A 19,980-nucleotide genomic window follows, 5' to 3' on the forward strand; every position below is an offset into this window, starting at 1 on the left:
ATAGTTCCTCCTTTGTTTTGTAATAGTTATCGTTCGAGATCTTTGGTTTTTGATTTCACTGGTTCTGGAATCTGCATCTGAAGAATGGCATCAACATTCTGATCGGCAGTGTCCAGATCTTTTAATTTTTCTTTCAAGCTGCTTATTGCTTCTTCTTCGGAAGCTATCTGCTGTTGCAGTTTTTCTTTTTGTAAAGTCAGGGTTTTTAGGCTTGTCATCTTTCCATCCTGATAAAAGGATCTCAGCCAATCTCTGGCTTCTTCATATTTCTGAATTTCTTTCGCATGTTCTTTCCGGTACTTTCCTTTGTACTTTGCATTTGAAAATTGGGAATAAACTTCCTTGTTTGCATAGTACTGTCCGGTGTAGCGGATCTGATCATTGAGAGTCCTTAGATTGGACCGATGCTGAGCAAACTGTGTCTGCATTTCTTTCAATTCCTGCTTTGATGCAAGCAGTGTGTTTTTCAAATCTGACTGCGTATCAAATCCATGTTCCTGCACATAGATAATGGTATTTGCCATTTGCTGCAGATTAGAAAGTTTTACCCGATGAGCATAAGCCGGGCTCTGCATTGCTTTCACATTTGTCTGGAGATTTACAACCAGGCACAGGTGAGATCTGACGTAGAGAATGGCCAATGGATCCTTGCGTAAGAAGGTCTGTTCCAGGTGTTCTTTTCCATATCGTGTTCCAAGTGCACGTTCAGAAATCCGCTTCTGTCGATCAGGATGAAGATAGCTGTATCTGCCACGATGCTCAATCACAGAGATCTGAAATAGTTCCAGAAGTTTAGATTGGAATTCATCAAAATTACTGGAAGTGACAGCACATTCATCAATCGCTTGTCGCAAATATTCTTTCTGCGTAAGGAATACGGTGGATGTTGGTTTGAGACCATCTTCGATAATTTTCCGATTGATCTCATCTATTGTTTGCTGGCCGTGTTTCTGTGCCATATACTCTTTCTGAGTGATTTTTCTTTCAGCCGGAGCAAGAAGATCTATCTGGTGAAGTCCTTCCTGTAGGCAACGATCCATGACAGTTTTCTTAAAAGTGTTCATGAATTTATCCGTGGAACGATGCTTGTATCCGGCAACTTCTTCATGTGGTTTATCCATATAAGGCTGCCTTTCCACTGCAGTCTTCCTCACACTGTTGATGACGATGTGAGTATGGATATTTCCGGATTCATTGTGGCCATCGGTGTGAGTAACTACCAGTGCCTGATATCCAGGAAACATCTGCTTTGCAAGTTCCAAACTGATTGCTTGTGCTCTCTCGCCGGTAAGTCCATTTTCTGTAACATCGGCTGGATCGTAGCTGATAATGTAGTGGTGACTTTTGATATCTTCACGTTTCTTATTTTTGTGAAAATGAGCATTTGTCAGTTCGCATTCCTTGTCAAAAGACATCGGATCACAGTTCAGTCCATCCATATAAAACTCTTTTCGCAGGATGCTTCGTCCGGATTCATCTACAATCTTTTTCCCGGTTTTTTCATCATGTTCAAACAGAAGATAATTGATAGCAGCCGAGTAATTTGCATTTCTGCTTTTAATGTGTTTTACGATTGCCATTCATACCACCTGCCAGTTTCAGTACCTCTTTTCTTAATAGGAATAAGTCCGTGATGCACTGATGAATCTCATTTTCTATAGCACGTGACTGACTGCCACCACTGTTAAAATGCTTGGCAATCTGATTGAGATTCGATCCAATCTTTCCATATTCACTGACCAGTTTTCTGAGATCGTTCATGTCTGCAACAACTTTAATCTGATGATTGATTTGCTTCTCAAGCAGAAGTTTTCTCAGATATTCAGATCGTGAGATTGAAAAACAAGTAGCTCCTTGATCCAGCAAATTGAGTTCGACATCTGTCAGTCGTACTGCAACAAAATGTCTGTGATTTAGTTCTTTATCTTTGTTTTTTGTTCTCATACTCCTCCTTCCGTTGCTACTATTCCGCCCACTGGGAGTCCACGTATTTCAATATCGGCTGTCCCTTCCGATATTAGAAATAGTGCTGTGAACACCTTTAGGTGAAACCAACAGACAAGTGAAACGTCTGTTATGAAGAGGGTATGGGGAGATCCCCATCAAGATAAAACCCATAGGAGAACAGGATGCCAAGTGGCAATACTGTTAAACACGGGTGGATCTTGCTCTGTATGTGTACCCCTCTATATAACGAAACGCTGAGAGCCTGTTTTACAGTGGGGGAAAAGAAAAAATATCAAAAAAATGATGATTAATGGTGAGCTTGTGATAGAATGAAAAAAAGAGAAAAGCATAAAGGATGTAGTTGTGGAGAAAATTTGTTATGATTAGAAAGTTGCTGAACGGAGATATCGATAGAATTGCTGACATATGGTTAAAGACAAATCTGAAAGCCCATTATTTTATTTCCAATCAATACTGGAAAAGTAATTATGAATTAGTAAAAGAAATGATGTCACAATACGAAGTTTAAGTGTTTGAAGCAGATAAAATGATACAAGGATTTGTAGGACTAAATGATAAATATATAGAAGGTATTTTTGTCTCCGATGAAATGCAGTCATGTGGCATAGGTAAGCTTTTATTAGATTATGTTAAGGATAAAAAAGTTAGCTTACGATTAAATGTATACCAGAAGAATGCCAGAGCAATTTCTTTTTACCAAAGAGAAGCGTTCATTATTCAATGTGAAGGCTTGGATGAAGCTACTGGTGAAAAAGAGTACACTATGCTATGGAAACGAAAATAGAAATCGAAATTTGGAGGATTGAATTATGTGGAATGAATTAGGTATAAGTGGAGGAACCGCAATTGTTATTTTGATTGCGCTGTATTTCGTTATCAAATGGGCAGTGAAAAATGGCATCAAAGAAGCCTACAGTGCTATCACTGGAAAGAAAACTGTTGAAGATATCCAAAACGAAAAAGAGCTGAAAGAACTTGGATTGGATTCAGAAGATCAATAACTTCCAGTTTTTGAAACTGAGAAATTGGTATTTTAAGAGGAGGTATGTATTATGAATATAGGATTTTGGTCATGTATAATTTTGGTTATACCATTTGTAATTATAGGTGTGTTATTTGCGATTTTTAAGGAAAAAGCAACTAAATTTGTTTCAGGATTTAATTCATTTTCTAAAGAAGAACAAGCAATGTATGATAAAGCTCAGATCTCTCGTGATATAAGAAATCAGTGCTTCATATGGACTGTTATAATGTTAGCAGGAGCGACATTATCCTGCCTTTTAACCCCATATATGGCTATACCAACCTATATTATTTGGTTAGTTCTGTTTTTTAGAGAAGTCCACTTTGATAATCATAAAGCGTTTAAAAAATATTTATTAAAATAAATTATTGTTTGCAGGAGATGCTTATTTATGAAAAAAGGGATAAACAAATCAATCTTATTTTACATTGCATCAGTTCTGTTTTTCATAGCGTCAGCTATTGGCTTTACGAGTGGAAATGAAAGTTCTATGGCTATAGTATGGTTATGTCTTGGTTCTTCATTTCTTTGCTTGGGTTCGACTCATAAGAAAAAGGAAAACAATACAGATGATAAATAATTTCCTGCTTGTATTGTTGGAAAATCGGTAGTTATGGAGGTGAAAAATGTATTTCACAGACGAAAAAGACTATATTATGCGAATGATAAAAGAAATGGTAAGAGTATTATTTTCTTTAATGTTTGGGAAAAAGTATGTTTCTGTTGAACTTGAAAAAGAAAATAAATATGAAGTATCAGGGAAAAATTTGAAAGATTTTCTTGATATGATTGATTCTGGGAAAATTAACGAAGCAGAGAATATACTTTTAGATAGCATTGATTATACAGACAGAAATGAGGTAATGGCAGCAGCTCTTTTCTACCAATACCTTAGTGAGAAGGATAGTGAGTTTTTGAAAAATAACAATTATACAAAAGAAGAAGTGCTTTCTGGTTTTAAGCAATTACTTATGCAGTCAGGATATACTGATTTGCTATGTTTGGTCAAAGATGAGGAGTAATGTAGAAAATTCAAAGAGATAAGAGTGATTGGCTGAAAGGAGAAATTGTATTATATGTTCTATGATTATATGATCTATATTGTTTTTGACTTTATGATGGCAGTGATTATGTTTTTGTTTGGAATGTGGTTTTATAAATCAGAAGGAAAAGCTGCTAATTTCTTGTCGGGTTATAATATGAAATCAGCGGATGAACGAAAGAAATACGATGAGAATGCTATGTGTAAGGCATATGGAAAAAGAATGATGTTTATGTCAGTTCCTTTTATTATTGGAATAATCATAGATATCCAATATCTAGGAATTGGTTGTTTGATTGCATGGGGGATATGGTTTATTATGTTTGTTTTGTTGCTTATTGATAGGCATAAAAGAGAACGTTAAATTCCCATTTATTGGGAAGTCGCTGAGAACGAAAAATCGGAATTTATAAAGGAGAATATTGATGAAACTATTTTTATGTTCGCACTTTTCAAGTGTGGGAAGTCTGATAAAGGAAGAAATTGAAAATAAGAAAGTCGCATTTATTCCAACAGCTTCACTGCGTGAAGGCTACACCGGTTATGTCGGCTCGGCTCGAAAATTATTCAATAAGTTGGGAGCAATCGTAACTAAAATTGATATTTCAACGGAGGCTTATTCAACGATACAGTCTGTTTTTGAAGAAGCAGATGTGATATATTTTACCGGCGGAAATTCTTTCTTTCTTATGGACCAGCTCCGTAAAACGGGAGCTGATGGGCTACTGAAAAAGGAATTGGCAAATGGAAAATTGATGATCGGCGAGTCGGCAGGCGCAATTATATGCGCTCCAAGCATCCAATATATCGAGCAAATGGATAAAAAGCCAGAGGACTACTCACAAGAAGATGATGCAGGGCTTGATTTGATTGATTTCTATGTTCTTCCGCATTATCTTACAGCACCATTTAAGAAAGTTACCGAGAAAATAATGACTGAGTTTTCGGATTTGAATCTATGCCCAATTAACAACCGTCAGGGAATTGTAATTGATGGTGAAGGTTCAAAGGTTATTTGCAAAGACTAATTTGAAAATTCAAGTTGATATTGCACTTATTTTAGGAAATTTAATAACTGTTATATTTGATTATCAAATTCTTCGCAAACCCTTGAAAATACTAAGTTTGTAGCAAGTGAGCTTTCCCTTACTCTTTCCTTTGTGTTATATTCTCCCATTAGCTTTCATGAATCTTAATATGGGAAAAAATAAGGGAAAGAAAATTTCATAACACAGTATAACAATAACGACATGGTGAACTGATTGAAATGTTTTCGATATTTAACTCTATAACTGATTATTAAAAGAAAATAGAGATAAGATACGATGAGAACAATTTATGCATAATACAACATAAAACACGATAGTATTGATGTTTACACAAGTGTTGGATATATGCTTCGCATTGATTGCTGGGGAGCTGAAAAAGATTTAAAAACCACATATGGATCAGAATGTGCGCTTACTTCATTGGCTGTGGATGAGCCTTTAGAATATGCAAGATTATATCTCGATGGCAATTTACAGATGTGGATAGATTCAGAAGATTCACTTGAATTATAGAACAAGAATAACGGGTAGAAAACTTCTGATGCCCATTTTACAAGGGGTTCGAGTTTTTTATGTCTGCTGGCGCTATTTCTCTGCTGGAGTACTATTTTCGGGATAATGGCGAAAGGCTTTAGCGGTATAGTTAGAAGCACCGTTTCCATATTTTGTATTGGTTATGGTTTTTATATAATCGCTGGAATAATAGTCAATTGTAGAGCAAATGAAATAGACACAGGGGATTAAGGAAGAGTTGAAGGCAGATAAACAGATGGAATGGGTAGCAAATAAATACTATACAAGAGTGTGAAAAGGGAATTTTGAATAAGGAGATGATTTGGCAATAAGGTGCAGTAATCTGGTGGAAAGCAAGTCTGAAAATGGCTTGCTTTTTGCTTTACAATGTGGTTAGTTGATGTATATAATTATGATAAAGAGATAAAATTGATTTTTATATTTTGGTTCGATATTGTGATGCAGTTTTTCTATATTAAAAAATATACGAGGTTATAATGAAGAATAAAAGTTATGATTATATCTTTGGAAATGGAAAATTTAATACTTGGTTCAACATTATAGTTAGTATTATTAGTTGTTCAGCAATATCGTTTTGTTTAACCGAACTTTTGTTTTCCTTTGATTTTAAAGTGAGTTTTCAAAAAGCACTGATTTTTACCATACTTTTTGTGATTTTTTTATTATTGTTTTATTACTTTATAAAACAACGTACTTATAAACTATTCGATCAAAAAATAACATATGGATTTAGGGAACGAAAAATTTTGTATGCGGATATCCATTCATTAGTTTTTACACTATCCTCCAGACCTAAAGGAATATATGATATTGGACTGGGAGAACCATACCTATACATAAAAGAAAATGGGAAGAAAAAATATATATGCAATATTACAATTTATTTGGCATATCCAAGTGTTATACAAAAAAGATATGATATCAATATAAGCAATGGGCAGATAGGAATGTCTCCTGCCTACAGTTTTAACTGTTATGATATAAAAAGTATTTTCAATTTAATACATCATTCAAAAGCAAATATTTATGTGACGAAGAGTTTTCTTCTCTTTAATAATTGGACAATAAACAGATTTTGCAAAGAATACAATATCTCTATGGAAATGGTTCAGCTTATAAATGATGGAAACTAATGTAAAAAATTTGTATTGTATTGAACTTTAGAAAACCTTTTTATGAGAAAGGAAAGCATATGCAAGAATATTATAAAATATATTTTCCTTATTCCAAAGAATATTTATTGGAACAGATTAAGAAGACTACAAAACCATTATGTATTTCAAACCAGGCTTATAGAGATATGGCACTTGCAGCCTACAAAGAAGAGGATAATACCTTATGTATCGGATATGCAGCAGGAAGTATGACAGGCGGTGGCTGGGAAATGCTCCAGACACATATAAAAAGCTATGGGGGAGATGTAATGCTGGAAGGTACGTTTGTGCTTTTGCCATACATAAAAAAAGCTGCACTATTTTTTCTGCTCATAGTGATTTTATTTGCATTGTTTTTTTCTCAGGGAGATTTATTGATTTTAACAGAATGTCTGATTTTATTTATGTTTCCATTATATCTGCTGTATAGGAATATTTCTAAGATAGGAAAATGTGAAGAAGGGCGACGGCTTGTTTTATTATATCTGGAAAAGGTGCTTCATGCAAATGTGGAAATATCCGTAGAGGAAGAATAAAGAAATGATAGGGGAAAACGAGAATGAAAAAGATTAATGAACAAACAAAAAGTTTTTTACTATACGGTATAGAAGATGTGATTAAGCCGAAAGAAATCTACAAATTAGATGGAGCAATCTTGTTTCTAGTATTTTTATTTTTCTTTTTATCTGAATCAGCTCCATCACCGTTTTTTTCAAAAGTATTTTTAGTTATTGTTTATCTTGGATTCGTGATTCTTAGTTTTTCAAGAACAGAAGTGACAGGGAAAAAGGTTTTTTGGATCATTGGAATACAAAGTCTGACGTTTTCTATTTTGTTCTGTTGGGCAGCAACTATCCTCATGCTGACAACTATGAAAGAAGAATATTATAAGAGGTATCTAACCATACTCGTTATCATTTACATACTGGTAATCGCTGCATACATTTTTCTTATAATAACTTTGATTAAAAAAGATATCTACAATCCATCTTCTTCCAAAAAGCTGGCTGGAGGATGGTGTATTACTAGTTTTGTATTGCTTGGAATGGGTGTCGCAAAAGTACTTAGTAGCAGCGTTGAATATACAGCCATGATTAGAATTGCAAGCCTTTGTTCCTATTTTTGTTCTTTGGGTTCTATCTTAGGAGTTTTTCACCTGGTAAAGTATTTTGCTGTCAAAAAATGGGAGGTTGAAAAATGAATATTTTTATGAAAAGAATATAGATGAAAATAATTATAGCATCCAGGAAGAAGGATGGCTGGGAATTTTATTTTTGGTTGGAACTATATTTTTCTCAGGATTACTTTTGTATGGTTTTATAGACGGACAGGCGGATTTTTCAGTTATAGTGGCGTATGGAATATTGATTGCTTTTTCTGGAATCTGTACCCTGCATTTGTTCCTGTGGAGAGTCAAGGTAAATCATGATGTAATTGAATACCGGTCGTTTTTTGGAAAAAAATATTATAAATTTTCAGATATAACAAGAAGTGTACATAAAGAAAATGGTACATTGGAAATATATGCAGGGGACAAAATAATATTCAAATTTGATGAAAACATAAGCGCATCATTGTTTGCAAATAGTCTGTCTAAGCATAAAATTTCACAAGAAACATGGTTGAGTTGTAGAGATAAAAAGTGCATCATAAGACCAAAAGAAAGCCACTATGTTCTGCCAGGCATTTTCTTTTTATATTTGGTTTACAATAGTGTGATACTTGTATTCAATGCAAAAGAAACAGCTTTTGTTTTCCTTTTATTCTCTCTTGTACCGGGAGGTATATTTTTCTATTTTTATCCCAAAAAGAGTAAAAATCGAATTATCCGCATAAACACAGGGATTTTAAGCAATATGAAACAAAAAATAAAAGAATTTTACCACTAATTTACTACGAATGAAAGAACCTTGATACGACAGAGAAAACAGCATAAATAAAGGCAAAATTGGCATTTCATACAGAATATGAGATGTCTTTTTTGTTGCTGTAATACAGTATAACTATTCTTTTTCTGCTTGATTATTAATCATTTTTTAGGACATGAATTGTCAAGAGCTTGTTGCGTAGCAATGTTTACACTCTTGATAATTTATGGAATAAAAAATATTCTGACAGATACTAGAAAAGTGATGACTACTCAATTTTCTAATGATATAATATGATAAATAATAATGGATAAACTTGAAGTGATTAAGGAAGTGTATGCCATGAAAAAATTTTTGAAAATAATGTTAATCATAATTGGAGCGATTTCTTTGATTTTTGTAGCTCTGATAGGGATTGGGTTATTTGTTGATGTTGAATATGATGACCATATTGAAAATGGTCGTTATACTTATGTTCCGGAAGAAGAAAATAAAGATAATGAATACGTGGAATTTACGATAAATGATTATGATAAAAATAATGCCAAGCTTGTATATTATGACACGATTGAAGAAGCTATTCAACTTTCCACTTTGAATGCTGAAAATGAGGAACTTTCGGTTCCTGCTGATTTTCTTAATCATGTTGATGAAACCTTGCATATATGGCAAGGCAAAAAATATGATACGATTTTCTATCGGGCTGGAAATGATAACGATGATATTCAAGGCTTAGTAATGGCTCGTTGTAAAAAGCAGATACAGAATGGGCATACACAATACGCATTTATAAATGCTACACCGGTTACAACGAAACGAGATAGAATTTTGTTAGATGATATTACAGAGCTTATTCACTCTTCTTTGAAATTAAGTGATTTCCAACAAGACTTAAACCCCGATTATCCAAGCAAGCGTTTTGTTTACGGCTATGCACATGATAAAGAAATCTATTCATTGGAAGTAGAAGGACAAAAACCGGACGGTGTAATTGAAATCAATGTATATGACAGAGTCATGTATCTATGGTATTACAATGACTTACAAAGTAACAAAAGAGGTGACTGTTTAAGCTATTCGGTAGATGTACCTAAATAAAATGACATTTTTACATAATACTATATTATTAGTTAGGCAGACGGAGTGATCCAGACACGGTGGCAGGAAAATCTTTCAGATTTTTCTGCCATGTCTTGCAAGTGGCTGGTTTACTTCGTCTGTGAGCGAGCCTGTGGCGAGCGAAGATTAAGCCCCCGTTATCTAACAAGGGGGGCACAAAAAACAAAAGACACTATACACTAACAGGCGGAAAACGCTGTATTTACAAGGCAAAACCGCATTTTATAAGATGTGATATAAAAAGTATCTATTTCACAAAAGAAAAACAATAAATTTAAACATTATAATATTTTAATTTTTGTGGTAATGATATGCAAACTTTTTAGGAGGGAAGATATGGATTGTAAAATGACTGATATTATTGCTATTATTTCAAGTATCATTGCTATTGGTTATTCAATTTATTCCATAATTACTAAAAGTTATATTCGTCAATACAACCTTGAAAAATTTGAACATTTTTCTTTAAATCAGAAGAAAGTTTGTATTGTTTTCAATTTTATTATGACACTTATAATTGGGATAAGTGGGGTGTATATATTGCTATTATACTTATTCTAATGGGATTGAAAGCATTTATGTAGCAAATAGCAAAATTTTTAATGGACAAAACAATTGTCAAGGATGGATGGCTATATAGAAATGGATTTTTAAGGAAGAACTGTAAAATAAGATTAACGGATATTACCCAGATGAAAAGAAAAAAGAATTTATTTGGAGAAGCTCTTATTTTATATAAAAATCAGAAAAAAATCGCTAAAATTTCTGCCCGGAATAGAAATGTGGACTGGCTGCAAGTAAAGATTGCAGAAATAAAAAAGGATAAGAAGAAATTAGAACGTAAAAAATGAAAAATGTGAATCATATAGGGAGATTGAGTTTATGGATAATGTCATTAGATTAAGTAAATTTGTAAAAAATTTAGGAATAGTAACAACAGTTCTTTTTTTAATAATCGTACTGGTAACATTTGTTACAGGAAATATGGGGGTTGCGATATGTTTTATGCCTTTTGTATTTTTAGGTATTGCTTTAATTTTGGCATACAAGAAACAAATAATTGTAGTAAATGAAGATGAAATTGTATTTAGCTATCTGGTTAAGAAAACTCAGCATATAAAATATAATGATATTCGTTGTATTTTAATGATTCCATTAAATGGTAGAACAGATGTCATATTAATTGATAAGATGTACAATAGACTTGTTACTCTGGAGCAAGTGTATGTAAATTATGATATTTTATATGATACACTTATAAAACATGAAATAGATCTTGTGGATTTTGGTGAGTTAGTTGAACAGAACAAAGATGTATCAAAGTATGTACCTGCTTTAAACTGGATAGAAAAGAATTTCTATAAATCTATATGTAATGAGAATACAACTATCAAAAATATGTCAAAAACAATAGAAAAAGAAAAGCGTAAAAAAACAAAGCAATTTTTAAAAGCTTTAGGTTGGATTCTAATAATTGCTGATGCGGTAGCATTTTTTATTGGTGGCAAAACAATGTTAGTTATATTTATAATGGTTTTGATGATTACATATGCAGTGTATATAAAATATTATCCATATATATTTATAGAAGTCACCACAAAAAAAGGACAAGAACTGGCGTATCAATTACCATTTATGGGTGCAGCAATAGCAATGCTTTTATCCCTGAATACGAGTAAACTCTTTAATTATGAATTTGGAAACTATATGAAGATTACGGCAATTATTACTGCTTTACTTGCACTGCCATTTATTATTAAATCTTTAAAAACAGATGTACCACAGAAATTTGGACGTAAACTTTCAGTTGTATTTGCTGCTTTTATAATCGCATTTACAATTAGCTTCCCAATAAATTTTTTATTTACATTTGATGGGGCAACTCATGAAATTGCAATTGTAACAGACAAAAAGATTAGCAGTGGTAAAACTAGAGATAGAGAGTTATATGTAAGTTGTAATGGTAAAAGAGAAATATATACTGTTTCAAACAGTGAATATGAAAATACATCAATAGGCGATAGTAAAAGAATTTGTAGAAGAAAAAGTGCATTAGGATTGGAATATAGTACGATACATGATTAATATTTATTTAAAGATAAGGAAGGAATATATAAGATGAAAATATTGTTAGCAGTAGTTGGAGGATTATTATTACTGATATTCCCTTTTATAGTTATGAAAAAAGCAAAAGTAACAAAAGAAGAAAATACTGATGAAGCAAGGAAAAAATTTAATGTGTTTCTCATTTGTATGATACCTGTTCCTCTAATAGGCTTCATATTTCTTTTAATAGGGCTTAGAAGTTTTTTATAAAATTAAATAAAGGAGAAAAATGTTAAAAAACAATGATATATCAATACCAGAAGCCTGCTATGCAGATTTATGTAAGGTGGGTTTTTTTGAAAGAAAACAGGTTAAATTAACAATTATATGGAATGAAAAAATAAGCAGAAATAAACAAATACTTACACTTAAGAAGTTATATCCTGAATTAAATAAAGTGTCTACAGTTGAAAGCTATAAAATTACAAAAAAACGAAGAAATGGCAATTTGCAGAGATGGGATGGGGATTTGCTGTTGACTTTTCGCATAAAGCAGAAAAAGCGGGGATAAAAATATTGTTAGAAGAATAACTAAAAATCTTGCTAATGTATAAGTTAAGTAAAAAATAGAATGAAAAATAATCATATAGCAGAGGAGATTGGGTAATATGAAGGAACAAAAGAAATCTTCTTGGGGAGCGGTTCTGGTGTCATTTTTAAAGGAATTTCTATTAAACTCATTCGAAGCCCCAGGTCATCTTTATTATGATGAAAATTTAACTAATGAAGGAAAAAGAAAGAAAAATTATATTTGGAGGGTGCTTCTACTGGTGACTGCGGTAGGAGTAGCTTTGCTTCCTGTTATAGCTTGGAACATGTTTGTTCCAGATGTGCTATGGGCAAAAATAGTTACCGTTGTAGTGTGTGAAGGCTATGTTGTTTTTATAGTAAGTATGGAGATTATCCAAATAAAGGATGAGCTAAAGGAAGATATGTTAAAAATAGGGGGATATAAAATTACTCCCAAAGGAAGTATTTCCCTATTTAAAGAAATTGATTTTAAGATTGCTCAAACAGAGTATTCTTATACAATATTGATTTCTAAGAAACCTTTAAAATGGCTTTATAAGAAGTTTTATGTTACAATCTATGGAAGACATGGAAAAGTAAAAAAGATTGAATTGGTTCGAGCAGACAAAAAGTATTCTACGAAATATGAGACAATGAATGGTACAGTCTTAGAAAAGTTGCAAGAAGAAAATAATAGGTTTTTAAGGAAATGCTTAGGTACTCCCAGTAAAAAGAGTATGACAGGCGTCGAATATTATTATGAGTGGGGACAAATACAATCCTTCTATGATGATCGTTCTTGTCAAACAGGAATTGTAATTATGTTTTAAAATAAGGAATATTGTATCTCTTGCTTCCGTATGCAGAAAGATTACATCGGTACAGAGAAATGTGGTAGTGATACACCAAAGAACACAGGCGAAACCTTATATCTCGGTTCCACAAGTAGCGAATCTTTCAAAAGAGAGAGATGGGTAAAACTTCGCTGTTTATATAATAGTAGGGGACGATGTTTTATCCCCTGCTATTATACGTTTTTTAGCATGTTTTCACCAATATTGCTTGGTACCTAACCGATTTTTCAAATAACATCTGATTCCAAGATATACTCCCTGAGAAAGTACGAAAAGCAATAGAAGATTTACGGAAAGTGCTTTTTTAATTGCTTCTCCAAAATAAATGATGACAGCAGTACTTGTCAGTATCATCAGTAGAGTAATAACATCCCAACAGTTTTTCTTATATAATTCTATAACCTTTATTTCTATCAGTATCGCCAGTATCCCTGTCCCTGCCACACATATTCCGACAACCAATATCAGAAATAACCAATATACCATTCCGGCTATAAAAGGATTTGGAATTTTTGTGCTAATCTGTGCCACAGATTGCCCGGCATCAATTGTCCAACCGATAAAAGTTTGTAGGAATGACGCTGCATCATGGAAGAATGATTTACAATCGGAAAGGAACACATCGGACTGTACTGCCTGAAAAAGAGTGGTTGTCAGCGAATACCATGCAAGAAGGAACAAGGTTGTTTGGAACATTACCGTTTTTGCTTTATACTGTCCGGCAAGTCGCTCTTTTTGTGTTCCGTATTTCGCTTTTTCATTCTGATAGGCTGTCCGGTCACAGGATTCACATTTTTCATAGAGTACCGGCTTTTCTACCGGTATCTCTACGATTTTCTGATGTGTCCGGGCATAATCCCGTTGTTGTGTTAAACAGCGTATTTTATTTTGATATTCCCCGATCATGACGTTTGCGCTTCGCAGCTTCTCTTTCTCGTTCCGCAATGCTCTGTCTGCCAGCTTCAAGTCGTTCTTTAATGCTTGAATATTCCCGGCTCTGTTCTCTTTGTTTAATTTCTCGTTCAAGATCAGAGATTCGTTGAGCTGCGTCTTCAGTTCCACGATAAGCTGGTCTTTCTGTTCCAGTTCTTCTTGTATCTCCTCGGTCAGGAGCAGAAGCTCTTCCAACTGTTCGGCGTTCTTTAATTCTCTGGATTCGTTCATCTATATCACGTCCTTTCTCTATCTGCTGTTCCAGTTCAGCAATTCGGTGTTATCCTCTGCTGATTTGGTCGTTTCAATCAATACGCTACATTCTTCCATCGTAATTCAGCCCTTTCTTTTTAATTTTGAATATGAAAAAAGCAGTCGATCATAAATGAAAGGCTGCTTTAAATCATATCCTTTATTGCTTTGTGTGGAGATTTAACTGATTGTCTATGTCCCGTCCGGCATACATTACTCTAAGTATTGTTACAACTTTTTTATCGCTGTCTGGAATATAAAGTACCACATAATTGTCTACTGGTAATACACGAAGTCCACGACTTTTCCACGGTTCTTTTTCATATTTTCGATAACGCTCCGGCATCGTATCCAGACTTAATATCTGTTCTTCCAGACGGTCAAGCTGTCCGCTTGCATTTTCCGGCGATTGTAATTCAAAAGAAATATATTCAAAAATCCCTCTCAAATCACTGTCAGCCTGTTCGGATAATTCTACTTCATATATCATAAGCCATAATCCTTGCGAATGTCAGCAAATGCTTTCTTCGCATTTTTTGTCCGTCCAGCCTGCATATCCGCATATCCTTTCTCCAATTCTTCATTGAACTCTGCTTCTGATAATGTGCTGATATCAACAGGTCTGTCAGATGGTATTTTTACTTCAAACGGAAGTCCTCTCTGTAAGATAATCTGTTTATAAAACATATTGATAGCACTGGAAGCAGGGATACCAAGTGTAGACAGGATACTTTCTGCTTTTTCTTTGACATCTGGTTCAATCCTTGCATATAAATTTGCTGATTTTGTAGCCATATAAAACATCTCCTTTCGTGAGTAGTATTTCCATCTATCTTTATTATATGCAAATGTCCGCACAATAGCAATACTAATTTTATGCTCCAATAATCTTATTGAATAACTGTAACAATACATCTTTTACGCCGGACGCATTGAATACAAGACCAACGGCTACTAAGGCAACTACCAAGAATCCGATAAGTTTGGAAAACTCACGCTTACAGGATAATCGAACTACTGCATACTAACCGCCACAGGGAACTCCTAATCCCTTGCTCATGAGGGGAAGAATAGTTTATCATATTGTAAAAAAATATAAAAAAATATAAAAAGTTTTTGTGTTTTTAAATGATTTGTTAAGGTTAGTTGTTTATATATAGAGAAGAATAATTAAGAGAAAAGTGATGGATATGATACAAGACTGGATGATAATAAACAAAATTAAGATGGGAGATCCTGATGCATGGGATATTTTAGTACATAAATATTATGATAGTGTGTATTTTTATTGTGTTCGCAGATGTTATGGAGACTGCGATATAGCTTCTGATTTAACACAGGATATTTTTTTAAAATTGGTAGAAAGTTTACCTAGATACCGATTCATAGGAAAATTTCAAAATTATCTATACACTATGGCTGTCAATACTTGCAATAATTATTTGAAAAAAAGACATATTGAGCAAATAGAACTCACAGATAATTTTACAACTGATTTAGACACTTCATTGATTGATGAAATATTACATGATGAGAGAAAAGAAACGGTTCAAAAAGCACTTGATTTACTTCCTGAAATACAACGAGAGGTTGTGATACTACGGTATTATCACGATTTAAAGGTAAAAGATATTGCGACAATTACTGGCGTGGGGGTATCTACTGTACAGTCACGTATTTATCAAGGCCTTAGAAAATTAGAAAAAGTTTTAGAAAGAGAGGAATTTTATGATGGATAAAAAAGATATTATATCGAAATTGGCTGGTTATAAATTAGAAGGTGATATAGAAGGACGTGAAAAAACCATCGAATTAGGATATGAAATAATGATTAGACTTGGAATGAGTCGACATTCTTACTTTGAGCTATTCCTGTCAACTTTTCGCTTCATACATGTTCATACTTGGATAATTCAATTATTCATCTTTCTATCAGGGATAACTATGGCATTAAATTTTAAAAATTTACAGCCGATAAGTGAAATAATGTTATGCATTACAGGTGTAATATTCATTTCGGCTTTATTTTTTTTAGATGAATTATTCAAAAGTTTTACTACAGGAATGTGGGAATTGGAACAGACATTCAAATATGATTTGCGACAACATATTATGATGAAATTATTGATTTTTGGCATTATTGATATGGTAATTGTTATTTTGCTTTCTCTTATGACTAAATCTATAGTATCTTTGCCTTTGTATCAGATATTAGTCTATGTACTTGTTCCATACAATATTGTTTGCATTATTTTATTTTCGCTTATAACTATATGGAGAAAGCAATTACATAATTATTTCCTATGGTGTATATCGGGAAGTATTTGTGTCGCAGTTATTTTAATTGCAAATATCTTTAAAATATATGAAATCCGAATGCTTTATTGGGGAATAGCATATTTCATTACAACGACAATATTAGGGATTATCTTATATTCTCAAACTAAAATAATCAAATGGGAGGTAGCTTCAGTATGGAATTAACTATTAATAATATAACAAAACAATATGGGAATGTAACTGTGCTTGATGATGTGTCGTATCGATTTACTCCTGGAATTTACGGAATATTAGGTGCTAATGGGGCGGGTAAAACAACTTTATTTCGTATTATTTGTGGACTGATGAGAGCAAATTGTGGAAATATACAATATGACCATAAAGATATTGCTCTGCAAGCAGAATATTATCGCTCGATTCTTGGATTCTTACCACAAGATTTTCGATACTATCCTGATTTTACAGGATTAAATTTTATGATGTATATCGCTTCATTGAAAGGCTTAAATGGGAAAATAGCAAAAAAGAGATGTTTAGATTTATTGATTCAGGTTGGCTTAGATGATGTGAAAAATAAAAAAATCAGAAAGTATTCTGGCGGAATGAAACAGAGACTAGGTATCGCTCAAGCAATGATTAATAATCCGGAAATTTTAATATTAGATGAACCTACGGTAGGGCTCGATCCCAAAGAGCGAGTTAAATTTAGAAAACTGATAAGTTCGTTTGCATCAGAAAAAATAGTATTATTGTCTACACATATTGTATCAGATATAGAATATATAGCAGATGAAATCATTATTCTAAAAAAAGGTAGAATTGAAAATACAGGCACAATAAGATATTTGTTGAAAGATATTAACAAGTGTGTATGGGAATGCCTGGTTCCAGAAAAAGAAGTAAATCGAATTGAGCAAGTATATACAGTAAGTAATCGTAAATATGGAGAAGACGGAGTTGTTCTTCGACTTATTTCAAGGGAAAAACCTTTTGCAAATGCGAAACAAGTTGATCCGGTTTTAGAAGATTTGTATTTGTTTTATTTTAGAGAGGGGGAATGAGAGTATGACATCGCTAATTAAGTTTGAACTTGGGAAAATATTGAGAAACCGAACTGTATTTGGTGGGATTGTTGTAGGATGCTTAGTCCTTCTGGGGATTTTTTTTGTTGGGTATCACTATTCACAGCTATCAATGAGTGAAGCGAGTAATAAGAAAAAGGGGTTTGAAAAGAGCCTCGATGTAATAATAGATGAAAAATATTCTGGAGAGTTTACAGATGAAAAAGTTAAAATGATTCTGTCTGATTCTATGAATAATTTCCAAGAGAATGAAGAGAAAAAAGTTGTTAATAAGCCTTTTTATCCATTTTATTGGGAAATGGGAGATACTTTTTTTTCAAAAGATGCCGAAAATGTTTATTCAGAAATGATTGAACAGGTTAATAAAGGCCAAAGATTAACAATAGAAGACGTGGATTTATATTCATTGGACGAGGTTGGATTTAAAAAATTTGATACTCCTTTGACATTAGGAAATTATGTTCCATGGACAGACTTATATCGAGTACTTGGATATATATATGCTCTTTTGTCCATAATTACAATATTGGTATCTTCCATAGTGTTTTCAGATGATAATTCTAAAAATATCAATCAGATTCTGTTAGTTACAAAATATGGAAGAAACAAAATGATATTTGCTAAATTGATTGCGACAAGTATTATTACAGTGAGTTTATTTATTATTTTTCAATTGGTCAACATAGGTGTTTTCTCTACAATGTATGATATGAGCGGATGGAATTCAGACATACAAACAAATTTGTCGTTGGGATTATTTGACTTCCCTTTGCAATATAACCATATTCAAATATACTTTTTAATTCTTGTCATGCAATTAGTTGGTATTGGATTTGTTGAGAGTGTAACATTGTTAATATCAGCTCTTATGCATTCATCTATGTCAGTATTAGCTGTTTCATTAGGGGTATATATATTACCATTATTGCTGGTGCAAATGATAAAAACAGGGGTAGGTAACAAAATTTTGTATTTGTTTCCAATAAATAATTTGAATGTACAAAATATATTAGGTATTCTATATTCAAAAGATGCTTTTTTCTTCCATTCCTTCTTCATTAATATAGGATTTATATTTATTTTTCAGCTCTTAATACGAGTAGGGATGCAACTATATTGCTTTATTTATATTAAACATTGGAAGTTTTAATGATTTTTTCAATGAAAATGCAATTGAAGAAAAAATATGATATCATGTGAGTAACAAATCGGGATTGACTGAGTTCTTTGAGTGAGATACACTTCTTGGACGAAGGGAAGGAAGAAGAAAAAAGTACTTTAGAGGTATTATGGAATGAGTAATAAATTGGTTAAGCACCAAGAACCAAAAGAAATATTAACTGGAAATCAAAAGAAAATTTTGTTTTGGATTTGTTTCATTATTTTAAGTATAGCTTTCATTACAGTCTGGATAAATATACTTTTGACATCTAAAGCATTTAATACACAAATGGAAGAGATGGTACTGGGAGAAGATTACTATATGGAGGATATTGTGATTACAGGTAAAAGGGCTGAAGCTGCTTCGGCTGATACGATATCTCGGAATTATTTCTTCTACTACAACAATGGAAAAGTGAATGATTATCACAAGCGAATGCAAGTACCGGGATTTGTATATTCGGAATATAATGTAGGAGATTCCATAGCTGCATATACCACAGACCATGTTAGTTATTCTTATTACAAGTATGGGATTCTTCCGGATACAGAGTATACAAACAATGAATTAATGAAAGTGGCTGGCGTATTGCTTGGAATTGGAATATTTTTATTGGCTTTGTTTGGGGTATTAAGTAAGAAAATGAATTACAAGAAGTAACCAACTTCCCGTTTATTGGGAAGTCGCAGAGAACGAAAAATCGGTATTTGTGGGGTGGTGAATATGAAAAAGAAAATTTTAAAAGCAGTTTTAGGTATTCTTATTTGTTGGGGGATTTTTGTTGCTATTGAGGGATTTCGTTTGATTGGAAGCACTGACCCAGGAAAATGTCCGCTTATAACACTTGGAAGCACACAAACTGCGGATGAAATTGCTGATTATGGAAGTTTAGGATTTTCACAAACATATCATCTGACAAACGGCGATGCATTTGTATATGGTGAATTTCGAGTTTGGGGAATCAGAATTGCAAGATGGGAGAGTTAAATTCTAGTTTGTTGAATTTAAAAATGAAATAAAGTTCCAGTAATCATAGAGTGTAT

The 19,980-nt window shown here is 33.0% G+C and carries 28 protein-coding genes and 2 pseudogenes; 24 read left to right on the top strand and 6 right to left on the bottom strand.

The window, feature by feature from the left end; genetic code table 11:
• Window positions 1-26: 26 nt before the first annotated feature.
• Window positions 27-1,580: a relaxase/mobilization nuclease domain-containing protein gene (locus DXD92_RS10655; RefSeq protein WP_029471620.1), complete on the bottom strand. Its 1,554-nt coding sequence runs from the start codon at window positions 1,578-1,580 to the stop codon at window positions 27-29.
• Window positions 1,558-1,944 (bottom strand): plasmid mobilization protein, encoded by a 387-nt coding sequence (locus tag DXD92_RS10660; RefSeq protein ID WP_029471621.1) that lies wholly within the window; start codon window positions 1,942-1,944, stop codon window positions 1,558-1,560. The genes DXD92_RS10655 and DXD92_RS10660 overlap by 23 nt, the downstream gene beginning before the upstream one ends.
• 382 nt (window positions 1,945-2,326) lie before the next feature.
• Between DXD92_RS10660 and DXD92_RS19510 the strand changes: the two are divergent.
• The 18 genes and pseudogenes from DXD92_RS19510 (at window position 2,327) to DXD92_RS10760 (ending at window position 13,204) form a co-directional block, all read left to right on the top strand.
• Window positions 2,327-2,752: pseudogene (locus tag DXD92_RS19510) on the top strand (GNAT family N-acetyltransferase).
• 25 nt (window positions 2,753-2,777) lie between these two features.
• Window positions 2,778-2,969, top strand: a complete 192-nt coding sequence (locus tag DXD92_RS10670) for a DUF6019 family protein (protein ID WP_008373533.1) — start codon at window positions 2,778-2,780, stop codon at window positions 2,967-2,969.
• A 51-nt stretch (window positions 2,970-3,020) separates the two neighbouring features.
• Window positions 3,021-3,356: a DUF3784 domain-containing protein gene (locus tag DXD92_RS10675; protein ID WP_023923463.1), complete on the top strand. Its 336-nt coding sequence runs from the start codon at window positions 3,021-3,023 to the stop codon at window positions 3,354-3,356.
• A gap of 27 nt (window positions 3,357-3,383) precedes the next feature.
• On the top strand, window positions 3,384-3,572 hold the full coding sequence (locus tag DXD92_RS10680; protein WP_005342828.1) for a hypothetical protein: 189 nt from the start codon (window positions 3,384-3,386) through the stop codon (window positions 3,570-3,572).
• A 46-nt stretch (window positions 3,573-3,618) separates the two neighbouring features.
• Complete coding sequence (locus DXD92_RS10685) at window positions 3,619-4,014, top strand: DUF6483 family protein (RefSeq protein WP_117570147.1); 396 nt, start codon at window positions 3,619-3,621, stop codon at window positions 4,012-4,014.
• A 54-nt stretch (window positions 4,015-4,068) separates the two neighbouring features.
• On the top strand, window positions 4,069-4,398 hold the full coding sequence (locus DXD92_RS10690) for a DUF3784 domain-containing protein (RefSeq protein WP_330415344.1): 330 nt from the start codon (window positions 4,069-4,071) through the stop codon (window positions 4,396-4,398).
• Window positions 4,399-4,459: 61 nt separating this feature from the next.
• Window positions 4,460-5,062 (top strand): Type 1 glutamine amidotransferase-like domain-containing protein, encoded by a 603-nt coding sequence (locus DXD92_RS10695; RefSeq protein WP_118640521.1) that lies wholly within the window; start codon window positions 4,460-4,462, stop codon window positions 5,060-5,062.
• A 324-nt stretch (window positions 5,063-5,386) separates the two neighbouring features.
• Window positions 5,387-5,596, top strand: a complete 210-nt coding sequence (locus DXD92_RS10700; protein WP_176815408.1) for a DUF6061 family protein — start codon at window positions 5,387-5,389, stop codon at window positions 5,594-5,596.
• A gap of 497 nt (window positions 5,597-6,093) precedes the next feature.
• A complete protein-coding gene (locus DXD92_RS10705; protein WP_019161966.1) occupies window positions 6,094-6,750 on the top strand; it encodes a hypothetical protein in 657 nt (218 codons plus the stop codon).
• A 59-nt stretch (window positions 6,751-6,809) separates the two neighbouring features.
• Window positions 6,810-7,307, top strand: coding sequence for a hypothetical protein (locus tag DXD92_RS10710; RefSeq protein ID WP_019161965.1), 498 nt, complete (start codon window positions 6,810-6,812; stop codon window positions 7,305-7,307).
• A gap of 23 nt (window positions 7,308-7,330) precedes the next feature.
• Complete coding sequence (locus DXD92_RS19000; RefSeq protein WP_029471593.1) at window positions 7,331-7,972, top strand: hypothetical protein; 642 nt, start codon at window positions 7,331-7,333, stop codon at window positions 7,970-7,972.
• Window positions 7,962-8,660, top strand: a complete 699-nt coding sequence (locus tag DXD92_RS10725) for a DUF6560 family protein (RefSeq protein ID WP_243104883.1) — start codon at window positions 7,962-7,964, stop codon at window positions 8,658-8,660. Before DXD92_RS19000 ends, DXD92_RS10725 begins: the two co-directional genes overlap by 11 nt.
• Before the next feature lie 321 nt (window positions 8,661-8,981).
• On the top strand, window positions 8,982-9,737 hold the full coding sequence (locus DXD92_RS10730) for a hypothetical protein (protein WP_040015611.1): 756 nt from the start codon (window positions 8,982-8,984) through the stop codon (window positions 9,735-9,737).
• A gap of 623 nt (window positions 9,738-10,360) precedes the next feature.
• On the top strand, window positions 10,361-10,609 hold the full coding sequence (locus DXD92_RS10740) for a hypothetical protein (RefSeq protein WP_005334776.1): 249 nt from the start codon (window positions 10,361-10,363) through the stop codon (window positions 10,607-10,609).
• A gap of 31 nt (window positions 10,610-10,640) precedes the next feature.
• Window positions 10,641-11,843: a hypothetical protein gene (locus DXD92_RS10745; RefSeq protein ID WP_005334774.1), complete on the top strand. Its 1,203-nt coding sequence runs from the start codon at window positions 10,641-10,643 to the stop codon at window positions 11,841-11,843.
• Window positions 11,844-11,876: 33 nt separating this feature from the next.
• A complete protein-coding gene (locus DXD92_RS10750) occupies window positions 11,877-12,074 on the top strand; it encodes a hypothetical protein (protein WP_005334773.1) in 198 nt (65 codons plus the stop codon).
• 19 nt (window positions 12,075-12,093) lie between these two features.
• Complete coding sequence (locus DXD92_RS10755; protein ID WP_055057068.1) at window positions 12,094-12,375, top strand: hypothetical protein; 282 nt, start codon at window positions 12,094-12,096, stop codon at window positions 12,373-12,375.
• A gap of 97 nt (window positions 12,376-12,472) precedes the next feature.
• The gene (locus DXD92_RS10760; RefSeq protein WP_005334769.1) at window positions 12,473-13,204 is read left to right on the top strand and encodes a hypothetical protein; all 732 of its coding nucleotides are present in this window, start codon (window positions 12,473-12,475) and stop codon (window positions 13,202-13,204) included.
• Window positions 13,205-13,423: 219 nt separating this feature from the next.
• Here the strand turns inward: DXD92_RS10760 and DXD92_RS10770 are convergent, their stop codons facing one another.
• The 4 genes and pseudogenes from DXD92_RS10770 to DXD92_RS10785 form a co-directional block, all read right to left on the bottom strand.
• On the bottom strand, window positions 13,424-14,134 hold the full coding sequence (locus DXD92_RS10770; RefSeq protein WP_008369915.1) for a DUF6040 family protein: 711 nt from the start codon (window positions 14,132-14,134) through the stop codon (window positions 13,424-13,426).
• Window positions 14,112-14,441 (bottom strand): annotated as a pseudogene (locus tag DXD92_RS19355) (MobA/MobL family protein); the annotation flags it as partial. The gene DXD92_RS10770 and the pseudogene DXD92_RS19355, both read right to left, overlap by 23 nt.
• A 132-nt stretch (window positions 14,442-14,573) precedes the next feature.
• Window positions 14,574-14,903 carry a type II toxin-antitoxin system RelE/ParE family toxin gene (locus DXD92_RS10780; protein ID WP_005334765.1) on the bottom strand — a complete coding sequence of 110 codons (330 nt, stop codon included), beginning with the start codon at window positions 14,901-14,903 and terminating at the stop codon, window positions 14,574-14,576.
• Window positions 14,900-15,208, bottom strand: a complete 309-nt coding sequence (locus DXD92_RS10785) for a type II toxin-antitoxin system RelB/DinJ family antitoxin (RefSeq protein ID WP_029471590.1) — start codon at window positions 15,206-15,208, stop codon at window positions 14,900-14,902. The genes DXD92_RS10780 and DXD92_RS10785 overlap by 4 nt, the downstream gene beginning before the upstream one ends.
• A gap of 389 nt (window positions 15,209-15,597) precedes the next feature.
• Between DXD92_RS10785 and DXD92_RS10790 the strand changes: the two genes are divergently transcribed.
• The 6 genes from DXD92_RS10790 (at window position 15,598) to DXD92_RS10815 (ending at window position 19,924) form a co-directional block, all read left to right on the top strand.
• Window positions 15,598-16,152: an RNA polymerase sigma factor gene (locus DXD92_RS10790; protein ID WP_005334762.1), complete on the top strand. Its 555-nt coding sequence runs from the start codon at window positions 15,598-15,600 to the stop codon at window positions 16,150-16,152.
• Window positions 16,142-16,897 (top strand): hypothetical protein, encoded by a 756-nt coding sequence (locus DXD92_RS10795; RefSeq protein ID WP_092073367.1) that lies wholly within the window; start codon window positions 16,142-16,144, stop codon window positions 16,895-16,897. Before DXD92_RS10790 ends, DXD92_RS10795 begins: the two co-directional genes overlap by 11 nt.
• Window positions 16,888-17,754, top strand: a complete 867-nt coding sequence (locus tag DXD92_RS10800) for an ABC transporter ATP-binding protein (RefSeq protein WP_005334760.1) — start codon at window positions 16,888-16,890, stop codon at window positions 17,752-17,754. The genes DXD92_RS10795 and DXD92_RS10800 overlap by 10 nt, the downstream gene beginning before the upstream one ends.
• A gap of 4 nt (window positions 17,755-17,758) precedes the next feature.
• On the top strand, window positions 17,759-18,925 hold the full coding sequence (locus DXD92_RS10805) for an ABC transporter permease subunit (protein ID WP_005334758.1): 1,167 nt from the start codon (window positions 17,759-17,761) through the stop codon (window positions 18,923-18,925).
• A gap of 144 nt (window positions 18,926-19,069) precedes the next feature.
• Window positions 19,070-19,597, top strand: coding sequence for a hypothetical protein (locus tag DXD92_RS10810; protein WP_029471585.1), 528 nt, complete (start codon window positions 19,070-19,072; stop codon window positions 19,595-19,597).
• Between the two features lie 63 nt (window positions 19,598-19,660).
• On the top strand, window positions 19,661-19,924 hold the full coding sequence (locus DXD92_RS10815) for a hypothetical protein (protein ID WP_029471584.1): 264 nt from the start codon (window positions 19,661-19,663) through the stop codon (window positions 19,922-19,924).
• Window positions 19,925-19,980: the final 56 nt, after the last annotated feature.

Source organism: Blautia sp. TM10-2 (genome assembly GCF_003480845.1).
In the GTDB taxonomy this organism is placed as follows: Bacteria; Bacillota; Clostridia; order Lachnospirales; family Lachnospiraceae; genus Fusicatenibacter; species Fusicatenibacter saccharivorans.